The organism is Variovorax sp. GW822-FHT04A09 (assembly GCF_058801005.1).
Genome location: NZ_JBXAMV010000001.1, coordinates 591,659 through 614,690, shown reverse-complemented (window position 1 = coordinate 614,690; position 23,032 = coordinate 591,659). Strand labels below are relative to the sequence as shown.

The window sequence follows — 23,032 nt, the reverse complement described above, 5'->3', positions numbered from 1 at the left end:
GTGTTTTTTCGGGAACGAAAAACCTTGGGTGCCCCTTGCCAGCCCTTGTGGGGCCGCGCCAGGACTTGAGGCCAAAGCCATGAGCGGACTGATGTTCCGCCGGACCGTGACCCGTTTGCCTTTTGACTTGCAAGGCGGATTATGACACTACCGGCGCGTTCAGACTCGCTTCAGGTGCCCTGTCTTGGCACAAAGGCATAATCCGCGGCATAAAAACATGAGCGTTCGCCAAACATCCTCCCCACGCGGCGCGCCCCGCCGCCCCCTCTCATTTGGCTACTGAACACGAACTCTCCGACTTCCTGAAAAACGTCGAACGACGGGCCTTCAAGCGCTCGGTCTATCACGTGCGGGACGAAGAAGCGGCCTTGGACATCGTGCAGGACAGCATGATGAAGCTGGCCCAGCACTACGGCGACAAGCCTGCCGAGGAACTGCCGATGCTGTTCCAGCGCATCCTGTCGAACTGCACGCTCGACTGGTTCCGCCGCCAGAAGACTCGCCGCGCCCTTTTTTCCAACCTGAGCGACTTCGAACCGGCTGACAACGGCGAAGATTTCGACCTGCTGGAGAACTTCGTCTCGCCAACCGACTCCAGAGAATCGGAGAGCGCCGAAGACACCACCCGCCGCAGCCAGGTCTTTCACGAAATCGAAGAACAGATCGCGGCTTTGCCCGGCCGTCAACGCGAGGCTTTCCTGATGCGTTACTGGGAGGAAATGGACGTCGCAGAGACGGCCGCCGCAATGGGCTGCTCCGAGGGCAGCGTCAAAACCCATTGTTCGCGAGCTGTCCACGCTCTGAGCAAGGCGCTCAAGGCCAAGGGAATATCGCTATGAACACTAAGGTTCCAACCTCTCAATCCAGCGCTGCAGAAGACCGCTTCGGCCAACGGCTGGCGGCCCGGCTGTCGGACGGCAATCAAGCCTTGCCACACGACATCAGCGAGCGTCTGCGCGTTGCCCGTTCGCAGGCCGTGGCCGCGCGCAAGCAGGCGCCGCAGCTGCGCACGGCGCCCGTCGCAGTCCAGTCGGGCCACACGGTCACACTGGGCGGCAGCTGGTGGACGCGCATCGGTTCCGTGGTGCCCCTGATCGCCCTGGTGGCCGGGCTGATCACCATCAGCGTGTTGCAGGACGACGACCGCGCCAGCGAACTCGCCGAGGTCGACTCGGCCCTGTTGACGGGCGACCTGCCGCCCGCCGCCTACACCGATCCCGGCTTCGCCCAATTCCTGAAGTCCGACAGCGCCTCCGACTGAACACCTTGCCCGACCGAATGCGACGCCGCTCCGTTTCCCGTGCGAAAGCCCTGCTTCCGTTGCGCCCGCTCCCGGCGGGCGCCGTCGTTTGGGCGGGTGCGCTGGCAGCCGCTGCCTTCGGCCTGACGCTGGCCGATGCACAGACACTGCCCGAAACCGCCAAGCCCGCCACGCACGCCGCAGCCACCAATGGCGCGGCAAGCCCCAAGGCCGTTGCCACGACCAAGCCCCTGTGGAACGAACTGAGCAATGAGCAGCAGCACGCCCTGAAGCCGCTGGCTTCGCACTGGAACACGCTGAACGCCGGCCAGAAGCGCAAGTGGCTGGCCTTGTCGCGCAACTACGCGAACATGCCCGCCGACGACCAGGTCACGCTGCACAGCCGCATGATCGAATGGGCGGCGCTGAGCAACCAGCAGCGCGCCCAGGCCCGCCTGAATTTCGCCGAGGTCAAGCGCGTGCCTGCCGACGAGCGCAAGCTCAAGTGGGAGCAGTACCAGGCGCTGAGCGAAGAAGAAAAACGCAAGCTCGCCGAGAGTGCCCCGCCCAAGCCCCGCGGCGCCGCCCTGCCGGTGCGCCCGGTCTCGTCGCAGAAGCTCGTGCCCGTGCCGGCCGTCACGCCGCCCGGGCAGCACACGCCCCGGATCGTGCCGGCCACGCCGCCCACGCCCGTGCTGCCGCCGGCGGCCATCGTGGTGAGTTCGCCGGCGACGCCCCCTGCCGCCGCGGAACGCCCCGCAGTGCCGGCCAGCACCGTGGTCGCCCCGGCGGCGTCGGCGCCGAGCAGCCTCACGCCGCCGCCGGTGCCCGCCGAGGCCCAGGTGCCAGCGCCGTCCGCGGCCACGGCGCCTGCGGCCTCGTCCTCCGCCCCCTGACCGAAGGTTTCGATGGTTTCCAGTTCGCCCGAGGCCTCGGTACCCGGCCAGTCCGCCTCGCCCTCTGCCTCCGCTCCCCATGCACCCGCTCCCGCGGTGCCCGGCCTGTGGCGACGCATGGCCTGCTGGCTCTATGAGGGCATGCTGCTGTTTGCGGTCGTGTTCGTGTCCGGCTGGCTGTTCAGCACGCTGGGCCAGATGCGCGACGCCATGGACGAGCGGCGTCACCTGCTGCAGGCCTTCCTCTTCGTGGTGTTCGGCGTCTACTTCGTCTGGTTCTGGGCCAAGGGTCAGACACTGGCCATGAAGACGTGGAACATCCGCATCGTCGATCGCCAGGGCCAGCCCGTCAGCCAGGGCCGTGCGCTGGCGCGCTACCTGCTGAGCTGGGTCTGGTTCCTGCCGCCGCTGGCCGCCATCGCCCCGTTCAAGCTGTCGGGCGGCGAGTCGACCGTGCTGATTTTCGGCTGGGTCGCCATCTGGGCGCTGCTGGCCCGTTTTCACCCCGAGCGCCAGTTCTGGCACGACGCCTGGGCCGGTACGCGGCTCATCACCTCCAAGCCGATGAGCCGCCAATGAGTGCCCTGCCCGACCCCGCCGTGAATCCGCAGAAGGCCCGCAAGGGCTTCGAGCGCGTCTGGCATGCCACCCTGATCTCGCTGCACGGCCTGCGCGCCGGCTGGAGCGAGCCGGCGTTCCGCCAGGAAGCCATCCTGTCGATGCTGATGATCCCGGCCGCCTTCTGGCTCGGGCGCAGTTGGGTCGAGGTGGCGCTGCTCGCCGGCAGCGCCATCCTGGTGATGATCGTGGAGCTGCTCAACACGGCGGTGGAAGCCGCCATCGACCGCATCGGCCCCGAATGGCACGACCTCTCCAAGCGCGCGAAGGACATGGGCAGCGCCGCCGTCCTGCTGTCGCTCACGCTGTGTGGTGGCATCTGGGCCGCGGCCCTGTGGCAACGCTTCGTGTCATGAGCGGGTCCGCCGCCTGCGGCATGATCGCAGGATGACCCCTGAATTTTCGATTTGCGTGTATTGCGGCTCGCGCCCCGGCGAGCGACCCGAGTTTTCCCAGGCCGCCCAGGCCGTGGGCCAGTGGATCGGCAGCCACAACGGCCAGCTCGTCTACGGCGGCGGCCGCACCGGCCTGATGGGCACGGTGGCCGAGGCCACCCGCCAGGCCGGCGGCCGCGTCGTCGGCATCATCCCCAAGGCCCTGGTCGACAAGGAACTGGCCAACCCCCTGTGCGACGAGCTGCACGTGGTCGACACCATGCACGAGCGCAAGGCCATGATGGGCGAACGCGCCGACGCCTTCCTCGCGATGGCGGGCGGCATCGGCACCTTTGAAGAACTGTTCGAGATCTGGACCTGGCGCCAGCTCGGCTACCACGACAAGCCGACCGGCATCCTCAACACCGCCGGCTACTACGACGGCCTGCTGGGCTTCCTGGCGCACAGCGTGCGCGAGGGCTTCATGGGTGAATGGCAGATGGACCTGGTGCGCACCGGCACCGACGTGCCCGAACTGCTGACCGCGCTGCGCGCCGAAGTCCCCCTGCACCCCCGCGACGACAAGCTGTCAGAGAACCTCTGACCGGAACGGGCCCCCGCCTCATTCCAGCGAACACCGCGGAACCGGCTTTGCCGGGCCGCTGGTGTTGCCCCCGGTAGGGGGTTGGCGAAGCGACACGAAGTGCGCGCAGCCTGGGGGCGAGCCTGGCTAGACTGCGTTTTCGTTTTCTTCGCCGGTGCGGATGCGCACGATGCGCTCCACCTCGGTCACGAAGATCTTGCCGTCGCCGATCTTGCCGGTGCGCGCCGAGCTCACGATGGCCTCGATGCAGCGCTCCACGTCGCTCTCGTTGACGACCACTTCGACCTTCATCTTGGGCAGGAAGTCGACCACGTACTCGGCGCCGCGGTACAGCTCGGTGTGGCCCTTCTGGCGGCCGAAGCCCTTGACCTCGGTCACCGTGAGGCCGGTGACACCCACCTCGGCGAGGGCTTCGCGCACGTCCTCGAGCTTGAAGGGTTTGACGATGGCGGTGATCTGCTTCATGGTTTTTGTGCTCCGGCGGTTTCGTTGAACTTGCTGGTGATAGGGTAACGCCAATCCTTGCCGAAGCTTCGGTGGGTGACCCGGATGCCTACGGGCGCCTGGCGCCGCTTGTATTCGTTGATCCTGATGAGCCGCGCAACCCGCTCGACCACCGCGCGGTCGTAGCCCGCGGCAATGATCTCGTCGATGCCTTCATCGTCCTGCATGTAGCGTGCCAGGATGCCGTCCAGCACGTCGTAGGGCGGCAGGCTGTCCTGGTCGGTCTGGTCGGGGCGCAGCTCGGCGCTCGGGGGGCGCGTGATGATGCGCTCGGGAATCGGCGCCGCGCCGGTGCCGTACGGGTCGTGGGCATTGCGCCAGCGCGCCAGCGCGAACACAGTGGTCTTGAGCAAGTCCTTGATGACCGCAAAGCCGCCCGCCATGTCGCCGTAGAGCGTGCAGTAGCCGGTGGCCATCTCGCTCTTGTTGCCGGTGGTCAGCACGATGGCGCCGAACTTGTTCGACAGCCCCATCAGCAGCGTGCCGCGGATGCGGGCCTGGATGTTCTCCTCGGCCGTGTCTTCCGGCCGGCCCGCGAACTCCCCGGCCAGCGCGGCCTTGAAGGACTCGAAGGTGTCTTTGATCGAAATCTCGTCGTAGCGCACGCCCAGCCGGCCGGCCATGTCCCGCGCGTCGATCCAGCTGATGTCGGCCGTGTAGGGCGACGGCATCATCACCGCGCGGACCTTGTCCTTGCCCAGCGCGTCCACCGCGATCGCGAGCACCAGCGCCGAGTCGATGCCGCCCGACAGCCCCAGGATCGCGCCCGGAAAGCCGTTCTTGCCGACGTAGTCGCGCACACCGAGCACCAGCGCGTCCCACAGCTGCGCCTCGGCGTCGCGCGGCGCGGCGATGGCCAACGGATCGGCCACGACGGCGACGCCGCCCTGCGCCCCGCGCGCGAGCTCCATGAAGACCAGCCGCTCGCGAAAGCTCTCGGCCTGCGCGGCCAGCGCGCCGTCGGCCTGCAGCGCGAACGAGGCGCCGTCGAACACCACCTCGTCCTGCCCGCCCACCAGGTGCGCGTAGACCAGCGGCAGGCCCACGGCGCGTGCGCGGTCGGCCATGCGCGCCACGCGTTCGCCTTCCTTGCCCACGTGGTACGGCGAGGCGTTGATCACCGCCAGCACCTCGGCGCCGCCGGCGCGCGCCAGCTCGGCCGGCGCGTCGAACCAGGCGTCCTCGCAGATCAGCAGGCCCACCGACACGCCGCCTGCCTCGAACACGCAGGTGCCCTGCCCCGGCGTGAAGTAGCGGCGCTCGTCGAACACCTGGTAGTTCGGCAGTTCGCGCTTGGCGTAGGTCTCGAGGATGCGGCCTTCCTTGAGGACGCTGGCCGCGTTGTGACGCAACTGCACGGCCACAGATCGGCTGCGCAGGCTGCCGCCGCTGGGATGCCCCACCACCACGACCATGTCTTTGAGGTCAGCCAGCGCGGCCGCGATGCCTTTCACGGCATCATCACAGGCTTCGGTGAAGGCGGGACGGAGGAACAGGTCCTCCGCCGCGTAGCCGGCAATCGAGAGTTCGGGTGTCAGCAGAAGGCGCGCGCCCTGCGCGTAGGCCTCGCGTGCGGCGCCGACGATCTTCTGCGCATTGCCGACGAGGTCGCCCACCACAAAATTGAGTTGCGCGATGGCGAGCTTGAGCGTCATACAGAAGGAAGAAAAAGGCTTGAACGATTATGTCATTCGGGTTCTGGCGTCGCCGTCGGACATCGACCCGCAAGCCTGGAACGCCCTGCTCGCCGCGCAGCCCGAACCCTCGCCCTTCATGCGCCACGAATACCTCGCGGCGATGCACGACAGCGGCAGCGCCTCGCCCGAGCGCGGATGGACACCGCAGTTCGTCACGCTGTGGCGCGGCGAGGTGCTCGAAGCCGCCTGCGCGCTCTACCTCAAGGACCATTCCTACGGCGAGTACGTGTTCGACTGGGCCTGGGCCAACGCCTACGAGCAGCACGGGCTCGCCTACTACCCGAAGGCCGTGGTGGCGGCGCCCTTCACGCCCGTGCCCGGCGCCCGGCTGCTGGCACGCGACGCGCCAAGCCGCACGCTGCTGGTGCAGGCGCTGGTGGCGGTCTGCAAGGAACAGGAACTTTCGTCTTTGCATCTGCTGTTCGGCGCCGACGCCGACATCGCCGCGTGCACCGAAGCCGGGCTGATGCTGCGCCATACGGTGCAGTTCCACTGGACGAACACGCAACCCGGCTACACCAACTTCGACGCATTCCTGGCAAGCCTCTCGCACGACAAGCGCAAGAAGATCCGCCAGGAGCGCCGCAAGGTCGCCGAGGCCGGCGTCAGCTTCCGCTGGTCGCGCGGCACCGACATCTCGACCGCCGACTGGGATTTCTTCTACCGCTGCTACGAGCGCACCTACCGCGAGCACGGCAACCCGCCCTACCTCACGCGCGATTTCTTCCAGCGCATGGCCGACACGCTGCCCGAGGCGTGGCTGCTGTTCGTGGCGGAGCGCGACGGGCGCCCCATCGCCACCAGCCTGATCGCGCTCTCTACCGACGCGGCCCAGCCGCTGGTGGCCTACGGCCGCTACTGGGGCGCGCTGGAGCGCGTCGACTGCCTGCATTTCGAGGCCTGCTACTACCAGCCGATCGCCTGGTGCATCGCGCACGGCGCGGCACGCTTCGAAGGCGGCGCGCAAGGCGAGCACAAGATGGCCCGCGCTCTGATGCCGGTGCGCACCACCAGCGCCCACTGGCTCGCGCACCCGTCGTTCGCCGATGCGGTCGAGCGCTTCCTCGAGCGCGAAGGCGCCGGCATCGAGAACTACATGGACCACCTCGGCGAGCGCAGCCCGTTCAAGGCGACCTGATCGGCGCGGGAGCGCCGGGGGCTGCTATAAAGCCGCCCGGCACTCAAACAACCACACACAACACACAGGGAGCACCGATGCCATTCGTCGGACTGGGACTGCACATCCTCATCGCGCTGTACTTCGCCGTGCATGCCATGCGCCACGGCAAGCAGATGTACTGGCTCATCATCCTCTTCAGCTTTCCGCTGCTCGGCAGCATCGTGTACTTCGTGGTCGAGTACCTGCCGGCCTCGCGCATGCAGCGCACCGCGGGCAAGGTGGCGAACGCGGCCATCGGCTTCATCGACCCCGAGCGCGAATACCGCGCCGCCGCCGAGGCCTACGACCTGGCGCCCACGGCGCAGAACAAGCTGCGCCTGGCCAAGGCCGCGCTCGACCGTGGCCAGGCGGCCGATGCCGTCGGGCACTATCGCGACGCACTGAAAGGCCCCTTCGCCTCCGACCCCGAGCTGCAGTTCGGCCTGGCCAGCGCGCTGATCGCCGAAGGCAGCCCGGCCTCGGCCCGCGAAGCCTCGCAGGCCCTGCAAAACCTGCGTGCCACGCGCGACGACTACCGCAAGGACGAGGTCGCCGTGCTGAACGCCCGCGCGCTCGCCGCCGAGGGCCGCACGCCGGAAGCGCGCGAGGCCTTCGAGGCTGCGCTGAGCAGCTACAACACGGTGGAAACGCGCGCCCGCTACATCGCGTGGCTGGCGCAGCAAGGCGACACCGCCGGTGCGCGCCGTCAATGGGACGAACTGCAGCAGGCTGCGCGCCACTGGAACTCGCATGCGCGAGGCGTCAACCGCGAATGGATGCGGCTGGCCGGGGATGCGGTCCAGGGCTGACGGCCCGGAGCATCCAGGCCGTCTTTCAAGCGAAAGAAAAAATTACTTCTTGTACGCGGCGATGCCGTCGAGAACTTCCTTCTTGGCGGCGTCGATGCCTTCCCAGCCCAGCACCTTGACCCACTTGCCGGCTTCCAGGTCCTTGTAGTGCTCGAAGAAGTGGCTGATGGCCTTCAGGCGCATCGGGTTCACGTCGTCGACCGACTTCCAGTGGCTGTAAATCGGCAGCACCTTGTCGGTGGGCACGGCCAGCACCTTGCCGTCGACGCCGGCTTCGTCTTCCATCATCAGGATGCCCAGGGGGCGGCAGGGCACGACCACGCCCGGCAGCAGCGGGTACGGGGCGATCACCAGCACGTCGACCGGGTCGCCGTCGCCCGACAGGGTCTGCGGCACGTAGCCGTAGTTGGCCGGGTAGTACATGGCCGTCGTCATGAAGCGGTCCACGAAGATCGCGCCCGATTCCTTGTCGACTTCGTACTTGATCGGGTCGGCGTTCATCGGGATTTCGATCACGACATTGAAGGCGTCGGGGACGTTCTTGCCGGGGGAGACTTTGTCGAAGGACATGACGTTTTTCGAGTAGTTGAAAAGTATGAGACGGATGGGGACAAACCCGGAGTTTACTTTCCGTGTCACGGGCCGGTCGCACGCGTGTGTGTTTTTGCCTGTAAATTGCAAGCGTTGGCCAATCGGCTCCGCACCTTCGGTGCAGCGAGCTTCGAGGAAGCAACGCGGCGGAGAACATGGTCCCGTACGCGTTGCGCGCAGGGCCCAGGCTGTCCGTCTCCACAAGTCACAACGAACGAATGGAGAAGCAAAGCATGAGCGGCAACACCCCCCTGATTCTTGCCATCGTCTGCGGCCTGGTGGCCGTAGGCTACGGTTTCTGGGCCCGAAGTTGGATTCTCGCCAAGGACCCGGGCAACGCCCGGATGCAGGAAATCGCCGCGGCCATCCAGGCCGGCGCCTCGGCCTACCTCGCCAAGCAGTACACCACCATCGCGGTGGTGGGCGTGGTGCTCGCGGTGCTCATCGCCCTCTTCCTCGACCTGACCACGGCCGTCGGCTTCGTGGTCGGCGCGGTGCTCTCGGGCGCCTGCGGCTTCATCGGCATGAACGTGTCGGTACGTGCCAACGTGCGCACGGCGCAAGCCGCGACCCAGGGCATCGGCCCGGCGCTCGACGTGGCGTTTCGCGGCGGCGCCATCACCGGCATGCTGGTGGTGGGCCTGGGCCTGCTGGGCGTGACGGGCTTCTACTGGTTCCTGGCCGGCAGCGCGCCGAAGGCGGACCACAGCCTTGCAGCCATCCTCAATCCGCTGATCGGCTTTGCCTTTGGCTCCTCGCTGATCTCGATCTTCGCGCGCCTGGGCGGCGGCATCTTCACCAAGGGCGCCGACGTCGGCGCCGACCTGGTGGGCAAGGTCGAAGCCGGCATTCCGGAAGACGACCCACGCAACCCGGCGGTGATCGCCGACAACGTGGGCGACAACGTCGGCGACTGCGCCGGCATGGCGGCCGACCTGTTCGAGACCTACGCGGTGACGCTGATCGCCACCATGGTGCTGGGCGCGCTGATGGTCACCGCGGCACCACTGGACGCGGTGCTGTACCCGCTGGCGCTGGGCGGCGTGTCGATCATCGCGTCGATCATCGGCTGCTTCTTCGTGAAGGCGTCGCCGGGCATGGTCAACGTGATGCCGGCGCTCTACAAGGGGCTGGCGGTCGCGGGCATCCTGTCGCTGATCGCGTTCTGGTTCGTGACCAGCTGGATCATTCCGGACAACGCCATCGCCGCCAGCGGCAGCCAGCTGAAGCTGTTCGGCGCCTGCTTCGTGGGCCTGGCGCTCACGGCCGCGCTGGTGTGGGTCACCGAGTACTACACCGGCACGCAGTACAAGCCCGTGCAGCACATCGCACAGGCCTCGACCACCGGCCACGGCACCAACATCATCGCGGGCCTGGGCGTGTCGATGCGTTCGACGGCCTGGCCGGTGATCTTCGTATGCATCGCGATCCTGGCCTCCTACGCCCTCGCGGGCCTGTACGGCATCGCGGTGGCCGCGACGTCGATGCTGAGCATGGCCGGCATCGTGGTGGCGCTGGACGCCTACGGCCCCATCACCGACAACGCCGGCGGCATTGCCGAGATGAGCGAGCTGCCCGCCAGCGTGCGCGACATCACCGACCCGCTGGACGCGGTGGGCAACACCACCAAGGCCGTGACCAAGGGCTACGCGATCGGCTCGGCCGGCCTGGCTTCGCTGGTGCTCTTTGCCGACTACACCCACAAGCTGGAAAGCTTCGGGCTGAACATCAGCTTCAATCTGAGCGACCCGATGGTGATCGTGGGCCTGTTCATCGGCGGCCTGATCCCCTACCTGTTCGGCGCGATGGCCATGGAAGCCGTGGGCCGCGCGGCCGGTGCGGTGGTGGAAGAAGTGCGCCGCCAGTTCCGCGAGATCCCCGGGATCATGGAAGGCACCGGCAAGCCCGAGTACGGCAAGGCCGTGGGCATGCTGACCGGCGCGGCCATCAAGGAAATGATGATCCCCTCGCTGCTGCCGGTGGTGGTGCCGATCCTGGTCGGCCTGCTGCTCGGACCGAAGGCGCTGGGCGGCCTGCTGATGGGCACCATCGTCACGGGCCTGTTCGTCGCCATCTCGATGTGCACGGGCGGCGGTGCGTGGGACAACGCCAAGAAGTACATCGAGGACGGCCACCACGGCGGCAAGGGTTCCGAGGCGCACAAGGCGGCCGTCACCGGCGACACCGTGGGCGACCCCTACAAGGACACGGCCGGCCCGGCGGTGAACCCGCTGATCAAGATCATCAACATCGTGGCGCTGCTGATCGTGCCGCTGGTGGTCAAGTTCCACGCCGGCGATGCGGCAGCAGCCGTGCCGACCAAGGTCGAGACGCCGCCTGCAGCCACCGCACCTGCGGCGATGGCACCGGCAGCCACGCCGGCCGCCACCCTCGCCTCGGCGGCCGTCGGCGCCACTGAAGCCGCTGCGGTGAAGGTCGAGAACGGCATCGTGAAGTTCTACTTCGCGAGCGCCAGCGCCGAGGTCGCGCCCAACGCCAAGGAAGCGCTGTCCGATGTCATCAAAGCCGTGCAGAGCGGCAGCACCGTGTTGGTGAGCGGCTACCACGACGCCAGCGGCGACGCAGCCAAGAACGCCGAGCTGGCCAAGCAGCGCGCCATGGCCGTGCGCGACGCCATCAAGGCGGCGGGCGCGCCCGAAGACAAGATCGAACTCGCCAAGCCCGAGCAGTCGCAGGCCGACGGGCCGGCCTCGGAAGCACGCCGCGTCGAAGTGAAAGTGAAGTCCTGACATGCCCACGCCCGCCCGGCTCGAAGCCTTCATTGCCGCCGTCGAAGGCGGCGCGCATGCGCAGGTCATCGAAGATTTCTACACCGAAGACGCCACGATGCGCGAGAACCAAGCCGAGCCGCGGCGCGGGCGCAGCACGCTGGTCGCGCAGGAAAGCGCCGTGCTCGCATGCACCGAGTCGGTGGCGTCGACCTGCGTGCGGCCGGCGCTGGTGAACGGCGACCACGTCGCCATCCACTGGATCTTCGAGTTCGTCTTCAAGGGCGGCGGGCGCATGCGCATGGAAGAGATCGCCTGGCAGCGCTGGGACGGCGAGCGCATCGCCGAAGAACAGTTCTTCTACGACCCGGCGCAGCGCAAGCCGGGCTGAGGATGCCCCGCCCGGACCGCGCGATCCGGGCTGGTTTTATGCAACATTTTCGATGTAACATTGAAACTGTCACATGAACGCATCCGCCGCCACGCCCGATTCCACCGCCGTGCAGGACCTCTCCATCGAGGCCCTGGCGGCGCGCACGGGCGTCACGGTGCGCAACATCCGCGCCTACACCACGGGCGGCCTGCTGCCGCCGCCGCGGCTGCAGGGCCGGCTCGGCCTGTACGGCCCCGACCACGTCCAGCGCCTGGCGCTGATCCGCGAACTGCGCGAACAGGGCTTCGGCATCGAGGCGATCCGCCGCATCTTCACGCGCGCGCCGGCCTCCACCTGGCCCGACCTGCTGGCCGTGGCCCGCTCGGTGTCGGGCAGCCTGTTCGCAGAAGAAACGCCCGTGGTGGTGTCGGCCCAGGCGCTGGCCACCAAGTGGCAGGGCCAGATGACGCCCGCCCTGCTCGGCCGCGCCACCCGCGCCGGCCTCATGCGCGAACTGCCCGACGGCCAGGTGCAGGTGCTGAGCCCGGCGCTGGGCCAGGTCGCCGAGCAGCTGGCCGCGCTCGGCCTGCCGCTCGAAGCGGTCATCGGCATGCAGGAAACCATGGTGCGCACGCTGCGCACCGTGGCGCGGCGCTGGCTGCGCACGCTGGCCGACAGCCTGCTTTCCGGCGACACCCTCGATGCCGGCCGCGCCGCGCAGCTGCTCGAGAAAGCACGGCCCTTGGCCACCGGGGCGGTGCAGGCCGCCTTTCCCGTGATCCTGCAGCAGGAGCTCGACGCCCTGCTGCACAAGACCGCCTGATGCCGATGACACGACCTCGCCTCGCCCTTCTTCCGTCCCTGCTGCTGTTGCCGGCCTTTCTCGGCGGCGCGGCTTTCGCGCAGCAGCAGGCCCGCGGCGACACCACCTCCACGCTGGCGCTGAGCTTCGACGCCGCGCGCCAGCGCATGGTCGAGCGCTCCGACAAGCTGGCCGCCGCGCGCATGGCCGTCGAGGCCAAGGAACTGCAGAGCGAAGGCGTCAAGCGCCTGGGCGGGCCGGTGGTCAGCATCTCGGGGCTGGCCTATGCGTACAACGCGAACCTGAACCTCGACCTCGACCCGCTCAACCAGAAGCTCGGCCAGATCGGCTCGTCGCTGCCGCCGTCGATCCAGAGCTTCGTCTCGCGCGTGCCGATTCCGCAGCTGCCCAACAGCTACACGCTGAACCGCCACGACACCGGCGCCAACGCCTCGGTGTCGGCCGTGTGGCCGCTCTACCTGGGCGGCGCGACCGACGCGGTGCGCGGTTTTGTCTCGGCGCAGGCGCGCGAGGCCCAGGCCGACGCCGAACAGGCCGGCCACGAGGTCGACACGCTGCTGGTGCAGCGCTACTTCGGCGCCCAGCTCGCGCAGCGCGCCGCCACGCTGCGCCTGCAGGCCGAGCGCACCATCGCCCAGCACGACGCGGCGGCGCAGAAGATGCTCGCGGCCGGCGTCATTTCGCGCGTCGAGCGGCTGCAGGCCAGTGCCGCGTATGAAGAGGCGCGCCGCAACGCCCGCAAGGCCGAGAACGACGCCGCGCTCGCAGGCGTGGCTCTGGCGCGCACGGTGCGCGCCGAGGGCAGCGTCACGCCGCAGACGCCGCTGTTTCTCATCAGCGCGCCGATCGAACCGCTCGGCCACTTCATCGATGCGGCGCTCATGCGGCATCCGGGCCTGGGCAAGGTCGCAGCCAAGAAGGCACAGGCCGAGCAGCTGCACGAAGGCGAAGAAGCCTTGCGCCGGCCGCAGGTGATCGCCTTCGGCACGCGCGAGATCAAGAGCGGCAACGCCGACTGGGTGGCCGGCCTCGGCGTGCGCTGGACGCTGTACGACTCGGTCGACCGCAACGCGCTCTCCGCCGCCTCGCACAAGCAGGTCGAACAGGCCGAGCGCACCGACCTGCAGACGCGCAGCGACATCTCGCTGCTGGTCGAACGCAACTGGCGCGCGCTGGACAACGCACGCCGCCAGTACCTCAAGATGAAGGTCTCGGTCGAGCTCGCGCAGGAGGTGGTCAAGCTGCGCACCGCCGGGCTACGCGAAGGCACCAGCACCACGCTCGACCTGATCGACGCCGAGACCAACCAGGCCAAGGTGCTGACCGAACGCGCGCAGGCCGCCAACGACTACGTGCAGGCGCTCGCGCAGCTGCTCGAGAGCGCGGGCCTGTCCGAGACTTTTTCCGACTACATCGCGCGCGCCGACGTGAAGGTGAACTGACCATGATGAGTGCCAAGACCCGCCGACTGATCGCCATCGCCGCCGCACTGCTCGTGCTGGTGCTGCTCGTCTGGGGCTTCTGGCGCGCCGCGCAGCCGGCGCCCGAGGTGTTCCAGGGCCAGATGGAAGCGCGCGAGACCGACGTGGCCGGCAAGGTCACCGCCCGCATCGCCGAAGTGGCGGTGAAGGAAGGCGACCGCATCCAGGCCGGCGCCCTGCTGGTGCGCATGGACAGCCCCGAGGTGCGCGCCAAGCTGGCGCAGGCCACCGCCGCCGAACAGGCCGCGCAGGCCGTGGCCGACAAGGCGCAAAACGGCGCCCGCCCGCAGGAGATCGAAATGGCGCGCATGCAATGGCAGCGCGCCGAGACCGCCGCGCAGCTCGCACAGACCTCGTTCCGCCGTGTCGACGGCCTGGCACGCGACGGCCTCGTGGCCGACCAGAAGCGCGACGAAGCCGAAGCCAACTGGAAGGCCTCGCGCGACGCCGCCGTGGCGGCCAAGGCGCAGTACGACATGGCGCGCACCGGCGCCCGCCCCGAGGACAAGGCCGCTGCCAACGCACAGGCGCGGCAGGTGGCCGGCGTGGTCGCCGAGGTGGAAGCCGCCAAGGCCGAGACCGAGCTGCGCAGCCCGGTCGCCGGCGAGGTGGCCAAGGTGCTCGCCAAGGTCGGCGAGCTCTCGCCGCAGGGCGTGGCCGTGGTCACGGTGGTCGACCTGAACGACCAGTGGGTGGTGCTCAACGTGCGCGAAGACCGGCTGTCCCGCTTCGCGCTCGACAAGGAATTCGACGCCCGCCTGCCCGCCCTGCCCGAGGACCGGCGCACCGCCCGCTTCAAGGTCTACTACAGCGGCGTGCTGCCCGACTTCGCCACCTGGCGCGCCACGCGCGGCGGCGCCGGCTTCGACGTGCGCACCTTCGAGGTCCGCGCCCGGCCGCTCAAGCCGATCGAAGGCGCGCGCCCCGGCATGAGCGTTCTGGTCGACTGACGCCGCACCCGCCATGAGCCTGCGCGGCTTTTCCACCGCCAGCGCCCGGCGCGAATTCGCGCTGCTGCGCACGCGTCCGTGGGACCTGGCCATGATCTCGTGGGTGCCGCTGCTCGCGGTGTTCCTGATCTGGTGGATCTTCTCGGCCGGCCTGCCCGAGCGCCTGCCGATCGGCGTGCTCGACCAGGACCACTCCGCCCTCTCGCGCCAGCTGGTGCGCTTCCTGGACGCCACGCCGGGCCTGCGCGTGGCGCAGCGGTACGCCGACGAAGGCGAGATGCAGCGCGCGCTCACGAGCGGCGCCGTCGATGCGGCGGTGCAGTTGCCACGCGAGCTGAGCCGCGACGTCAAGCAGGGCCGCGTCGGGCAGGTCGTGCTGCTGCACAACGCGCAGCTGGGCACGCATTCGAGCCTGATCCAGCGCGACGTGCGCACCGCCGTCGCCACGGTGTCGGCCGGCGTCGAGCTCGCGGTGCGCAACAAGCGCGGCGAGTCGATGAAGGCCGCGCGCGTGAGCATGGACCCGGTCAAGGCCAGCATGGTGGCGCTGTTCAACACCTCGACCGACTACGAGCAGTTTCTCGGCGCCGCGCTCATTCCGGCGCTGCTGCACATCCTCGCGATGACGGCCGGCGCCTGGGCCGTGGGCCGCGAGCTGCGCGACCGCAGCCTGGGCGGCTGGCTCGGCGCCGCGCCGCGCTGGCCCGAGGCGCTGGCCGCGCTGGCGGGCAAGCTGGCGCTGCCCTTCGCGAGCCTGTCGGCGGTGGGCCTGGCCGCCATGCTGTGGATCACGGCGGGCCGCGGCTGGCACCCGGTCGGCTCGGTGGGATGGACGCTGTTCGCGCTGATGGTGTTCCTGGCGCTGTCGATCGCGCTCGGCGCCTTCGTGGCCAGCCTCACGCGCTCGCTGCGCACCGCGCTGTCGGCCACCGGCTTCATCACCGCGCCGGCCTTCGCGTTCGGCGGCGTGGGCTTTCCGCTGGTCGCCATGCCGGTGCTCGCGCAGCTGTGGGCCGGCCTGCTGCCGTACACGCACTACATCCGCGTGCAGATGGAGCAGCTGCAGATGGGCGCACCCCTGGCCTACTCGGCCGCCACGCCGCTGTGGATGGTGGTGGGCACCGCGGTGCTGCTGGCCGTGTCGGCCACACTGCTGGTGCGTGCGGCCGCGGCGCCCGAGACGTGGGGAGGCCGCTGATGAGTGCACGCATCCAAGGCTTCGCCGCCGCCTGGCGCGACACCGCCTTCGGCGTGCTGCGCGACAAGGGCGTGCTGCTGATCATGCTGCTCGCGCCCATCATCTACGGCTTCTTCTACCCGTGGCCCTACGGCACGCAGGCCGTCACGCGGGTGCCGGTGGCGGTGGTCGACCAGGACCACAGCGGGCTCTCGCGGCAGATCGCGCGCTTCGCCATGGCCAGCCCGCGGCTGGACGTGCGCATGATCACCTCCGACGTGCACGAGGCGCGGCAGGCGCTGTGGCGCGGCGAGATCGAGGGCTACGCCCTGCTGCCGCAGGACCTCAAACGCAACGTGCTGCGCGGCACGCCCGCGGTGGTAAGCATCGAGGGCAACGGCGCCTACGCGCTGCTGAACAAGGCGGTGCTCTACGGCTTCTCGGAGGCGGTGGGCACGGTGTCGGCCGGTGTGGAGATCCGCAAGCTGCAGGCCGGCGGCCAAAGCGCCATTCAGGCGGCACGCAGCCGCAGCCCGCTCAACACGCAACTGGTGGCGCTGTTCAACCCGACCGAGGGCTACGGCAGCTACGTGGTGCCGGCGGTGGCGCTGCTGATCCTGCAGCAGACGCTGCTGATGGGCGCCGCGATGCTGGCTGGCACCTGGGCCGAGGCCGGCCGGCTGCGCGCCGGCATGGGCGCGTGGCTGGGGCGGCTGGGCGCGCTGTCGGGCTTCGGCGTGCTGAGCGGCCTGTTCTATTTCGGCTGGGTGTTCTTCCTGCAGGACTATCCGCGCGGCGGCAATCCGTGGGGCGCGCTGGTGCTGCTGTTGTTCTACGTGCCCGCCATCTGCGTGCTGGGCCTGCTGCTGGGCTGCTGGTTCCGCGACCGCGAACGCGCGCTGCAGGTGCTGCTCTTCACTGCGCTGCCGATGGCCTTTCTCTCGGGCTTCTCGTGGCCTGTCGAGGCCCTGCCCGCGCCGCTGCAGACGCTGCGCTGGCTGTTCCCGAGCACGGCGGGCATCCAGGCCTCGCTGCGGCTCAACCAGATGGGGGCGCCGCTGCACGACGTGCTGCCGTATCTGGCCGCGCTGGCGGCGATGGTGGTGGCGGGACTGCTCGTGCTGTGGGCTGCGGCCACGTCGCGCCACAACGAGCGCGACTAGCGTCGGCTGTCCGCCGCCACGGCGCGCACCAGCCGCGTGGCCGGTGCCACCAGCTCGCGCAGGTCGCCCACGCGGTCCTGCTCGATGGCCTGCAGCACCAGTTCGTTGATGCCGCCCACCACGGTCATCGCCATCTGGCTGCTCATGTGCGCCGCGGGCACCTCACCTGAATCGCTGCTGTTGATCGCCACCTGGATGAAGTTGGCGATCTCGCCGTTCACGCGCCGCCGCGCCGCCAGGCCCGGCAGGCCCAGCCCGAGGATCTCGACGAACAGCGTGCGCAGCAGCACCGGGTCTTGGGCGAGGTAGTCCATGTAGGCGGTCATCGCCTGCTCCACCTGCGTGTGCCAGGGCTGGGCCGGGTCGAAGGCCTCGCTCACGGCCTGCAGGCCGAGCCGGCTGGCCGTTTCGTACAGCGCGATCAGGCACTCGGTCTTGGTGCTGAAGTGCTCGTAGAACGTGCGCCGCGACACGGCCGCCTCGCGCACGATGTCGGCAATGGTGGTGTCGGCGTAGCCCTTGGCCGCCACGGCATGCGCCATGCCCTGGAGCAGCCGCGCGTAGTGCTCGCTGGGCGCGCCTTCGGCGGCGTCGGGCGTGGCGGTTTTGTCGATGGTGGCAGTCATGTGCGATTCATTTTCCTACGCCTTGGTACTTGACAGTACCAGCTCACAATTGCACCATGGCGGCACGCGGTACGAATCTGTACCAACCTTTGTGCCCACGACCTCAGGAACTGCCTTCCCATGACCGAACTCGTAGTCCGCCGCCTGCTGATCGACCTGCAACCGCCCTTCTCGCGCGACTGGTGCGGCGGCGATGCGTTTTCGACGGCTTTCTTCAACGCCTTGTCGATGAGCTTCCCCTTCGGCGAGCAGTTCTTCATCGACGCCGTGCGCGACGCCATGGCCACGCTGCCGCCCGAGGTGCAGGAACGCCACCGCGCCGACGTGCGCGGCTTCATCGGCCAGGAGGCGACGCACCGGCGCATCCATTCGCTGTTCAACGCGCACCTCGAGCAGCAGGGCCTGGTCGACCGCTGGACCGCGCGCGCCAGCCAGCGCATGGAACTCATGGACGGCGCCGATCCGCGCCACGCGTTGGCCGTGACGGCCGCCACCGAGCACTTCACGGCGATGTTCGCCGAGTGGCTGCTGGCCCGCCCCGAAATCCTCGACGGCGCCGAGCCCCGGCTGCGCACGATGTGGCGGTGGCACAGCGCGGAAGAGCTGGAGCACAAGAGCGTGGCCTTCGACATCTACAAGGCCGCAGGCGGCTCCGATGAATGGCGCACGCGCTGGTTCCGCCGCGTGACGGTGATGTTCCTCGGCGACCTGATGCGCCAGACGGTCGACAACCTGCGGCATGAAAAGCAATTGTGGAAGTGGGCCACCTGGAAGAGCGCCGCGCGCATCCTGCTGGGCCGCGGCGGCCTGCTGCGGGGCAATCTCGCGGGCTGGCGCCAGTACCTGCGCAGCGACTTCCACCCCGACCAGCAGGACAGCAGCCTCTCGGCGCGCTGGCTGGCCGACAACGGCGCGCAGTTCACGCCCGTGGGCGCGCCTGCAGCCACGTCGGCCTGAGTTCGTCAGTAGATGCTGGCGCGGTGCGGACTCAGCGCGCCCGCCTGCGTCGGCTGCCCGTCGGCGCGCAGCGTGAGGTCGTGCAGCGTGTCGAAATCGGACGGCGCATCGGGCACGCGCATCACCACTTCGAGTTCGTGCATGGAAGCCACCCAGCGGCCGGCCGGCGATTCGGCCGGTTCGTCGTTGGCGAACACGCCGTCGCGGATGTAGAGCGTTTCGCCTTCGGGGCGTTCGCCGTGCAGCTCGATCAGGCGTGCGATCGAGAAATTGTAGGTCACGAGCTTTTCGCGCGTGCGGCGGTCTTTGCCGCCGCAGTTGAACGAGCCCTCGGCCGCGATCACGATGCAGGAGCCGTCCACCCCGCCGTCGATGGCGATCTCGTTGCCCGAGCGCCAGATGGCGTTGGGCAGGCGCACGCGCACCTTGTCGATCACGAGGTCGCGTTGCTTGTTGAGGGCACCCAGCGGCGGCACCAGCGAGCGCAATTGGCGCAAGCGCTCGGCGAAGTTGTCGTCCATGAGGAATTCGACATGGTGCGTGGCGCTGCCGGACGAGCGCTTGACGACCTGCATGACGACGTGACGTGGCTTGTTCACAGCTCAGGCCCTCCACGCAGAGAAAAATCCACGCCCGCTGCGGGGCACCGATCGCCTTCTTGCTGGATTTGAGTGGTCATCGGCTACAAATTAGAACTTTAGATTAAATGCAATTACTTGCATCATTTGTGTCCAACTGTATATCGATTGCGACCGGGATGGAAGGCAATCGACGACATGCCGATGAGGCCATGTCGCCAACGCGACGCGGCGCCGTGCTAGGCGCTCAGCTCGACGATGCTTCGGCCTCGAGGGCCTCGTCGAGCGCCTTGCACGAAGGCGCGCAGACGGTCTGCGACTTGCCCAGCACCTGACGCGTGCGCAGCTGCGAACGCACGCGGTGCTTGCCGCACATGAAGCAGGACATCGTGGCCCCGCTGAACGACGCCGAGGCGCGGAACGGCGAACCCGGCGCCTTCGATTTGTAGCGCAGCCCGTCCGCCACCACTGCCGTTTTCACTTCACCCTTGGCCATGCATCTTGTCCTTGTTCGATTCGTCACCGCGCATGGCGCGGGCAATGGCTTCCCTGGCTGCGCCTTCGGCGGCCAGGGAAACGTCCAGCGCCGAGCGGCAAAGGCCGGCGTGCTGGTAATTCATATTTTCGTAGACCTCGGAGGCGGCCGGATAGGCATCGAGCAACTGCCCCAATTCGGCACCGGGCTCGACGTCTTCGAATTCATGCACCAGGTGCTCGACCACCGAGCGGTACTGCTCGGCACCAACCGGCACGGCGCTGTGCTCAAGCCTCTCCAGCAGTTGAGCCAGCACGTGGGTCACTGCCAGATCGGTCTTGGGAGACGGATTTCGGGTCGTGTTCATGGTTTGCATGTGGGGACAGCATACCCCTATGCAAGGGGTGGGTCCCGCGGAAGTGTCTCTGCCGTCATGGCTTCCTGCGCCGCGCGCATGCGCTGGAGCAGGCTGTGAAGCATTTCGGTCGACAGGCCGTGGATCACCAGCCGGTGCCCGGCCCGCAGGGTCGACAGCGGCACCAGCGGATGCTTGTTGTTGACCAGGATCAGGTGCTCCGGCGCGTTCAGGATCGTCGCCGCGTAGATGCCGATGGTTTCGTCCAGTTGCAAGGAGTTGGCGGCGCGCCAGAAATCGTTGTCGGTCAGCATCAGCTGGTACAGCGGCGTGAACAGCTCGATGGCGCTTTGCAGGTCGAGAAAATTGAGCTTGCCCTGCGGCATGTCTTCCAGCCGCAACGCCGGCGGCTGGATCATCGAGAAATCGACCTGCTCGGCCTTGCACAGCGCCAACCCCTTGTCGCGCAGCGCCGTGTTCAGCCGGATCACGAAGTTGAACAGGTTCAGGTCGTGCTTCAGGAACATCTCGTCCTTCAGCGCGTCGATGTCGGCCGGCTCCAGCGGCGACGTGCCCACGGGCGCGGGCGAGTTGCGGCCGATGAAGGCCAGCACCTGCGAGCCCAGGTGAAAGTGCCGCAGGATCAGCCAGTTCGCCTCGGGCGACACGAAGCGCTTGAGCCCCCACGCCAGGAAGCGGTGCAGCAGCATCGAGTGCGACCAGTTGCGCGGCACGAACACCTTCACGATCTGGATCAGGATGATCGTCAGCCGCGCGATCGGCCGCAGGAACGGCAGCAGGTACTGGCGCGAGGCCGAGCTCGAGTCGGCCAGCCACGCGGCCTTCACGTCGTCGGGCAGCGGCGTGCTCTGGTCGAGGTACAGCGCCAGCCAGGGGCTGGGGTCGCGCTCGTCGTGCGCCTGCTTCAGGAATTCAGGGGTTCGATCCATGGGGCATTCGTTCGGTGATGTGCTGGAACTGCATCAGGTACAGCGCCGCCGTGTGACGCGCGGTGTCGGCAATCTGTCGGGCGGCGCGGGCCTGGCCTTCCACGGCCATCACCATCTCGACCGCGGCGAGCCAGCGGTTCAGGTGGTGCTCGTCGTTGTGGCCGTGGTACTCGAGGAAACGGAACGCGTCGGGCGGCAGCTTCAGGCTGGCCTTGAGCAGCGGCAGCAGCGCCGGCACGATGCGCTGGCCCGTGCCTTCGATGATGTAGATCGCGCCCAGGAGGCCGATCGGGTCGCGCGTGGCGGCCAGGCCGTGCAGATAGGCGTTGAGTGCCTCGCCGCCGGGGTTGCGGCGCAGCTCGTCGATCGATTCGACCGTGCCACCGGCCTTTCGGTAGTCGCTGAAGAGGATGTTGAAGTCGTTCTGCTCCTCGCCCGCATGCACGTCGATCAGCGACGACAGCATGCGGTACGGCTCGCTCAACGAGGCGGCGCCTTCGCGCATCCACAGGCTTCCTTCGCGCACCTGCGGCACCCACTGCTCCATCCAGTTCAGGTAGTCGGGCACGGCGAAACGGCGCTCGCGGATCTGGCGGATCAGCGGCGTGCGCCACACGCGCGAGCGGTAGTCGTGCCAGATGGCGGCCAGCTCGGTCAGCAAGGCGCCCAGGCCCTCGGGCGCGGCGGCCGGGTCGTGCGGGGGCGCAATGACGAGGTCGTCGTCGGGCGCCACCGTCGCCGCGCGGGGCGCGATCACGACAGGCGCCGCATCGACGGCCTCGACCTCGAGCAGCATGTACGCCGCCATGAAGCGCCCCGACTCCGGCACGTAGCAGAAGATCTGCTCGCCCGGCTTCAACGCCTTGGTGTGCAGGAACTCCGCCAGCATCACGAGGATCGACGCTGCGCCCGTGTTTCCGCGCCAGGCCAGGTTGCTCCACCAGCGCTCGCGCGGAATCGCCAGGTCGGCCTTGGCCATCAGGTCTTCGACCACCGGGATGAATTTTTCCGACGAGTAGTGGCAGAGGAAATGGTCGACCCGCTTCGGATCGACCCAGCCGTCGCGCACCAGGCCGGCGTACTCGTGGATGCCGATGTCGAACAGGTGCGGCAAGAGGCGGATATCCTGGCGCAGCGACAGCGCGCCGGCCGCCTCGGCCTCGGCCCATGAACCGAAATCAAGGTGGCCGCGCGCGCGATCCTCAGTGAGGCCGAGCTGCATGCACACCGGGTAGTCGCCCGAGAAGGCGCGCTGGTGCACCCACTTCAGCTTCAGGCGCAACCCCGGCTTGCCGGCCAGCGCGGGCGTGCCGTCGGACAGCAGCAGCGCGCCCGCGCCATCGGACAGCATCCAGCGCAGGAAGTGCGAGTCGAAGTCGGTCTCGTAGCCGCGCGCGGCAAAGCGCGAACGCTTGAACAGGCGCGACGGCATTTCGCTCGCCACCGCCAGCGCCGAACGGTGCGCGCCCAGCTCGATGCCCTGCGCCGCCGTCTGGATCGCCGACACGCCGGCCGCGCAGATGCCGTGCACCGAATGCGTTTCCATCGGCTGCGCCGCCAGCTCGCCCTGGATCATGTTGGCGAAGCCGGGCATCAGCGTGTCGCCGCCCGAGGAGCCGCTGGCCAGCAGCGACACGCGCGACAGCTCGGCCCCGCCGCGCTGCAGGCAGTCGCGGATCGCACCGGCCGCCAGCTGCGCGTTGGTGTGGCGCGTCACGCCTTCTTCGTCGATCGCGTAGTGCCGCGTGAGGATGCCGTTCTCGGCCAGGATGCGGCGCTTGATGCGCTCCGACATGCGGTTGAGCGGCGCGATGTACGCGTCCATGCGGTCGTTGGGAACAGGCTCGCCGGGCATGAAATAGCCGGCGCTTTCGAGGTACACGCGTTGGAATGAAACGGGCAT

General features: G+C 68.5%; 25 protein-coding genes. 16 read left to right on the top strand and 9 right to left on the bottom strand.

What is annotated here, in order from left to right:
- Positions 1–272 precede the first annotated feature (272 nt).
- From AC1RLW_RS02675 to AC1RLW_RS02650, 6 genes are read left to right on the top strand one after another with little or no spacing between them, the layout of a single operon-like run.
- Positions 273–839: an RNA polymerase sigma factor gene (locus AC1RLW_RS02675; RefSeq protein WP_062478063.1), complete on the top strand. Its 567-nt coding sequence runs from the start codon at positions 273–275 to the stop codon at positions 837–839.
- Positions 836–1,261, top strand: coding sequence for a DUF3619 family protein (locus AC1RLW_RS02670; RefSeq protein ID WP_062478060.1), 426 nt, complete (start codon positions 836–838; stop codon positions 1,259–1,261). The genes AC1RLW_RS02675 and AC1RLW_RS02670 overlap by 4 nt, the downstream gene beginning before the upstream one ends.
- Positions 1,262–1,320: 59 nt before the next feature.
- Complete coding sequence (locus tag AC1RLW_RS02665; protein ID WP_491513552.1) at positions 1,321–2,136, top strand: DUF3106 domain-containing protein; 816 nt, start codon at positions 1,321–1,323, stop codon at positions 2,134–2,136.
- Between the two features lie 12 nt (positions 2,137–2,148).
- The gene (locus AC1RLW_RS02660; protein WP_492696959.1) at positions 2,149–2,715 is read left to right on the top strand and encodes an RDD family protein; all 567 of its coding nucleotides are present in this window, start codon (positions 2,149–2,151) and stop codon (positions 2,713–2,715) included.
- Positions 2,712–3,110 carry a diacylglycerol kinase gene (locus AC1RLW_RS02655; RefSeq protein ID WP_062481435.1) on the top strand — a complete coding sequence of 133 codons (399 nt, stop codon included), beginning with the start codon at positions 2,712–2,714 and terminating at the stop codon, positions 3,108–3,110. The genes AC1RLW_RS02660 and AC1RLW_RS02655 overlap by 4 nt, the downstream gene beginning before the upstream one ends.
- A gap of 31 nt (positions 3,111–3,141) precedes the next feature.
- Positions 3,142–3,732: an LOG family protein gene (locus tag AC1RLW_RS02650; RefSeq protein WP_493192143.1), complete on the top strand. Its 591-nt coding sequence runs from the start codon at positions 3,142–3,144 to the stop codon at positions 3,730–3,732.
- Between the two features lie 126 nt (positions 3,733–3,858).
- Here the strand turns inward: AC1RLW_RS02650 and AC1RLW_RS02645 are convergent, their stop codons facing one another.
- The gene (locus AC1RLW_RS02645; protein WP_056580191.1) at positions 3,859–4,197 is read right to left on the bottom strand and encodes a P-II family nitrogen regulator; all 339 of its coding nucleotides are present in this window, start codon (positions 4,195–4,197) and stop codon (positions 3,859–3,861) included.
- Positions 4,194–5,891 (bottom strand): NAD+ synthase, encoded by a 1,698-nt coding sequence (locus AC1RLW_RS02640; protein ID WP_493192142.1) that lies wholly within the window; start codon positions 5,889–5,891, stop codon positions 4,194–4,196. The genes AC1RLW_RS02645 and AC1RLW_RS02640 overlap by 4 nt, the downstream gene beginning before the upstream one ends.
- A gap of 19 nt (positions 5,892–5,910) precedes the next feature.
- Here AC1RLW_RS02640 and AC1RLW_RS02635 point away from each other — a divergent pair, with 19 nt between their 5' ends.
- Together AC1RLW_RS02635 and AC1RLW_RS02630 are read left to right on the top strand one after the other, a co-directional pair.
- Entirely contained in the window at positions 5,911–7,071 is a 1,161-nt protein-coding gene (locus AC1RLW_RS02635) for a GNAT family N-acetyltransferase (protein ID WP_493192141.1), read from the top strand.
- Between the two features lie 77 nt (positions 7,072–7,148).
- Positions 7,149–7,901, top strand: coding sequence for a hypothetical protein (locus tag AC1RLW_RS02630; RefSeq protein ID WP_493192140.1), 753 nt, complete (start codon positions 7,149–7,151; stop codon positions 7,899–7,901).
- Between the two features lie 42 nt (positions 7,902–7,943).
- Here the strand turns inward: AC1RLW_RS02630 and ppa are convergent, their stop codons facing one another.
- A complete protein-coding gene (gene ppa, locus AC1RLW_RS02625) occupies positions 7,944–8,471 on the bottom strand; it encodes an inorganic diphosphatase (protein ID WP_007834256.1) in 528 nt (175 codons plus the stop codon).
- A gap of 254 nt (positions 8,472–8,725) precedes the next feature.
- Here ppa and AC1RLW_RS02620 point away from each other — a divergent pair, with 254 nt between their 5' ends.
- The 7 genes from AC1RLW_RS02620 (at position 8,726) to AC1RLW_RS02590 (ending at position 17,188) form a co-directional block, all read left to right on the top strand.
- Positions 8,726–11,242 (top strand): sodium-translocating pyrophosphatase, encoded by a 2,517-nt coding sequence (locus AC1RLW_RS02620; RefSeq protein ID WP_493192139.1) that lies wholly within the window; start codon positions 8,726–8,728, stop codon positions 11,240–11,242.
- Position 11,243: 1 nt separating this feature from the next.
- A complete protein-coding gene (locus tag AC1RLW_RS02615) occupies positions 11,244–11,612 on the top strand; it encodes a nuclear transport factor 2 family protein (protein WP_493192138.1) in 369 nt (122 codons plus the stop codon).
- A gap of 73 nt (positions 11,613–11,685) precedes the next feature.
- Positions 11,686–12,417, top strand: a complete 732-nt coding sequence (locus tag AC1RLW_RS02610) for a MerR family transcriptional regulator (RefSeq protein ID WP_493192137.1) — start codon at positions 11,686–11,688, stop codon at positions 12,415–12,417.
- Positions 12,418–12,422: 5 nt separating this feature from the next.
- Positions 12,423–13,859: a TolC family protein gene (locus AC1RLW_RS02605; protein WP_493192136.1), complete on the top strand. Its 1,437-nt coding sequence runs from the start codon at positions 12,423–12,425 to the stop codon at positions 13,857–13,859.
- A gap of 2 nt (positions 13,860–13,861) precedes the next feature.
- A complete protein-coding gene (locus AC1RLW_RS02600; RefSeq protein WP_493192135.1) occupies positions 13,862–14,848 on the top strand; it encodes an HlyD family secretion protein in 987 nt (328 codons plus the stop codon).
- A gap of 13 nt (positions 14,849–14,861) precedes the next feature.
- A complete protein-coding gene (locus AC1RLW_RS02595) occupies positions 14,862–16,046 on the top strand; it encodes an ABC transporter permease (RefSeq protein WP_493192134.1) in 1,185 nt (394 codons plus the stop codon).
- Entirely contained in the window at positions 16,046–17,188 is a 1,143-nt protein-coding gene (locus AC1RLW_RS02590) for an ABC transporter permease (protein WP_493192133.1), read from the top strand. Before AC1RLW_RS02595 ends, AC1RLW_RS02590 begins: the two co-directional genes overlap by 1 nt.
- Here the strand turns inward: AC1RLW_RS02590 and AC1RLW_RS02585 are convergent.
- The gene (locus AC1RLW_RS02585; protein ID WP_062473073.1) at positions 17,185–17,814 is read right to left on the bottom strand and encodes a TetR/AcrR family transcriptional regulator; all 630 of its coding nucleotides are present in this window, start codon (positions 17,812–17,814) and stop codon (positions 17,185–17,187) included. The genes AC1RLW_RS02590 and AC1RLW_RS02585 overlap by 4 nt on opposite strands.
- A gap of 120 nt (positions 17,815–17,934) precedes the next feature.
- Between AC1RLW_RS02585 and AC1RLW_RS02580 the strand changes: the two genes are divergently transcribed.
- Positions 17,935–18,771: a metal-dependent hydrolase gene (locus AC1RLW_RS02580; protein WP_493192132.1), complete on the top strand. Its 837-nt coding sequence runs from the start codon at positions 17,935–17,937 to the stop codon at positions 18,769–18,771.
- Positions 18,772–18,776: 5 nt separating this feature from the next.
- Here the strand turns inward: AC1RLW_RS02580 and AC1RLW_RS02575 are convergent, their stop codons facing one another.
- The 5 genes from AC1RLW_RS02575 to AC1RLW_RS02555 form a co-directional block, all read right to left on the bottom strand.
- Positions 18,777–19,370, bottom strand: a complete 594-nt coding sequence (locus tag AC1RLW_RS02575) for a hypothetical protein (protein WP_070060930.1) — start codon at positions 19,368–19,370, stop codon at positions 18,777–18,779.
- A 226-nt stretch (positions 19,371–19,596) separates the two neighbouring features.
- Positions 19,597–19,845, bottom strand: a complete 249-nt coding sequence (locus AC1RLW_RS02570; RefSeq protein ID WP_056580179.1) for a hypothetical protein — start codon at positions 19,843–19,845, stop codon at positions 19,597–19,599.
- Positions 19,832–20,191: a hypothetical protein gene (locus tag AC1RLW_RS02565; RefSeq protein ID WP_370680636.1), complete on the bottom strand. Its 360-nt coding sequence runs from the start codon at positions 20,189–20,191 to the stop codon at positions 19,832–19,834. Before AC1RLW_RS02565 ends, AC1RLW_RS02570 begins: the two co-directional genes overlap by 14 nt.
- 26 nt (positions 20,192–20,217) lie before the next feature.
- Positions 20,218–21,129: a DUF6999 family protein gene (locus tag AC1RLW_RS02560; protein WP_493192131.1), complete on the bottom strand. Its 912-nt coding sequence runs from the start codon at positions 21,127–21,129 to the stop codon at positions 20,218–20,220.
- Complete coding sequence (locus AC1RLW_RS02555) at positions 21,113–23,032, bottom strand: iron-containing redox enzyme family protein (protein ID WP_493192130.1); 1,920 nt, start codon at positions 23,030–23,032, stop codon at positions 21,113–21,115. The genes AC1RLW_RS02560 and AC1RLW_RS02555 overlap by 17 nt, the downstream gene beginning before the upstream one ends.

Coding starts and splice junctions, on each gene's coding strand:
- AC1RLW_RS02670 (WP_062478060.1), top strand. CDS start 836: ATGAACACTAAGGTTCCAACCTCTCAATCCAGCGCTGCAGAAGACCGC.
- AC1RLW_RS02660 (WP_492696959.1), top strand. CDS start 2,149: ATGGTTTCCAGTTCGCCCGAGGCCTCGGTACCCGGCCAGTCCGCCTCG.
- AC1RLW_RS02655 (WP_062481435.1), top strand. CDS start 2,712: ATGAGTGCCCTGCCCGACCCCGCCGTGAATCCGCAGAAGGCCCGCAAG.
- AC1RLW_RS02650 (WP_493192143.1), top strand. CDS start 3,142: ATGACCCCTGAATTTTCGATTTGCGTGTATTGCGGCTCGCGCCCCGGC.
- AC1RLW_RS02645 (WP_056580191.1), bottom strand. CDS start 4,197: ATGAAGCAGATCACCGCCATCGTCAAACCCTTCAAGCTCGAGGACGTG.
- AC1RLW_RS02640 (WP_493192142.1), bottom strand. CDS start 5,891: ATGACGCTCAAGCTCGCCATCGCGCAACTCAATTTTGTGGTGGGCGAC.
- AC1RLW_RS02630 (WP_493192140.1), top strand. CDS start 7,149: ATGCCATTCGTCGGACTGGGACTGCACATCCTCATCGCGCTGTACTTC.
- ppa (WP_007834256.1), bottom strand. CDS start 8,471: ATGTCCTTCGACAAAGTCTCCCCCGGCAAGAACGTCCCCGACGCCTTC.
- AC1RLW_RS02620 (WP_493192139.1), top strand. CDS start 8,726: ATGAGCGGCAACACCCCCCTGATTCTTGCCATCGTCTGCGGCCTGGTG.
- AC1RLW_RS02615 (WP_493192138.1), top strand. CDS start 11,244: ATGCCCACGCCCGCCCGGCTCGAAGCCTTCATTGCCGCCGTCGAAGGC.
- AC1RLW_RS02610 (WP_493192137.1), top strand. CDS start 11,686: ATGAACGCATCCGCCGCCACGCCCGATTCCACCGCCGTGCAGGACCTC.
- AC1RLW_RS02605 (WP_493192136.1), top strand. CDS start 12,423: ATGACACGACCTCGCCTCGCCCTTCTTCCGTCCCTGCTGCTGTTGCCG.
- AC1RLW_RS02600 (WP_493192135.1), top strand. CDS start 13,862: ATGATGAGTGCCAAGACCCGCCGACTGATCGCCATCGCCGCCGCACTG.
- AC1RLW_RS02595 (WP_493192134.1), top strand. CDS start 14,862: ATGAGCCTGCGCGGCTTTTCCACCGCCAGCGCCCGGCGCGAATTCGCG.
- AC1RLW_RS02590 (WP_493192133.1), top strand. CDS start 16,046: ATGAGTGCACGCATCCAAGGCTTCGCCGCCGCCTGGCGCGACACCGCC.
- AC1RLW_RS02585 (WP_062473073.1), bottom strand. CDS start 17,814: ATGACTGCCACCATCGACAAAACCGCCACGCCCGACGCCGCCGAAGGC.
- AC1RLW_RS02580 (WP_493192132.1), top strand. CDS start 17,935: ATGACCGAACTCGTAGTCCGCCGCCTGCTGATCGACCTGCAACCGCCC.
- AC1RLW_RS02570 (WP_056580179.1), bottom strand. CDS start 19,845: ATGGCCAAGGGTGAAGTGAAAACGGCAGTGGTGGCGGACGGGCTGCGC.
- AC1RLW_RS02565 (WP_370680636.1), bottom strand. CDS start 20,191: ATGAACACGACCCGAAATCCGTCTCCCAAGACCGATCTGGCAGTGACC.
- AC1RLW_RS02560 (WP_493192131.1), bottom strand. CDS start 21,129: ATGGATCGAACCCCTGAATTCCTGAAGCAGGCGCACGACGAGCGCGAC.
- AC1RLW_RS02555 (WP_493192130.1), bottom strand. CDS start 23,032: ATGCCCGTTTCATTCCAACGCGTGTACCTCGAAAGCGCCGGCTATTTC.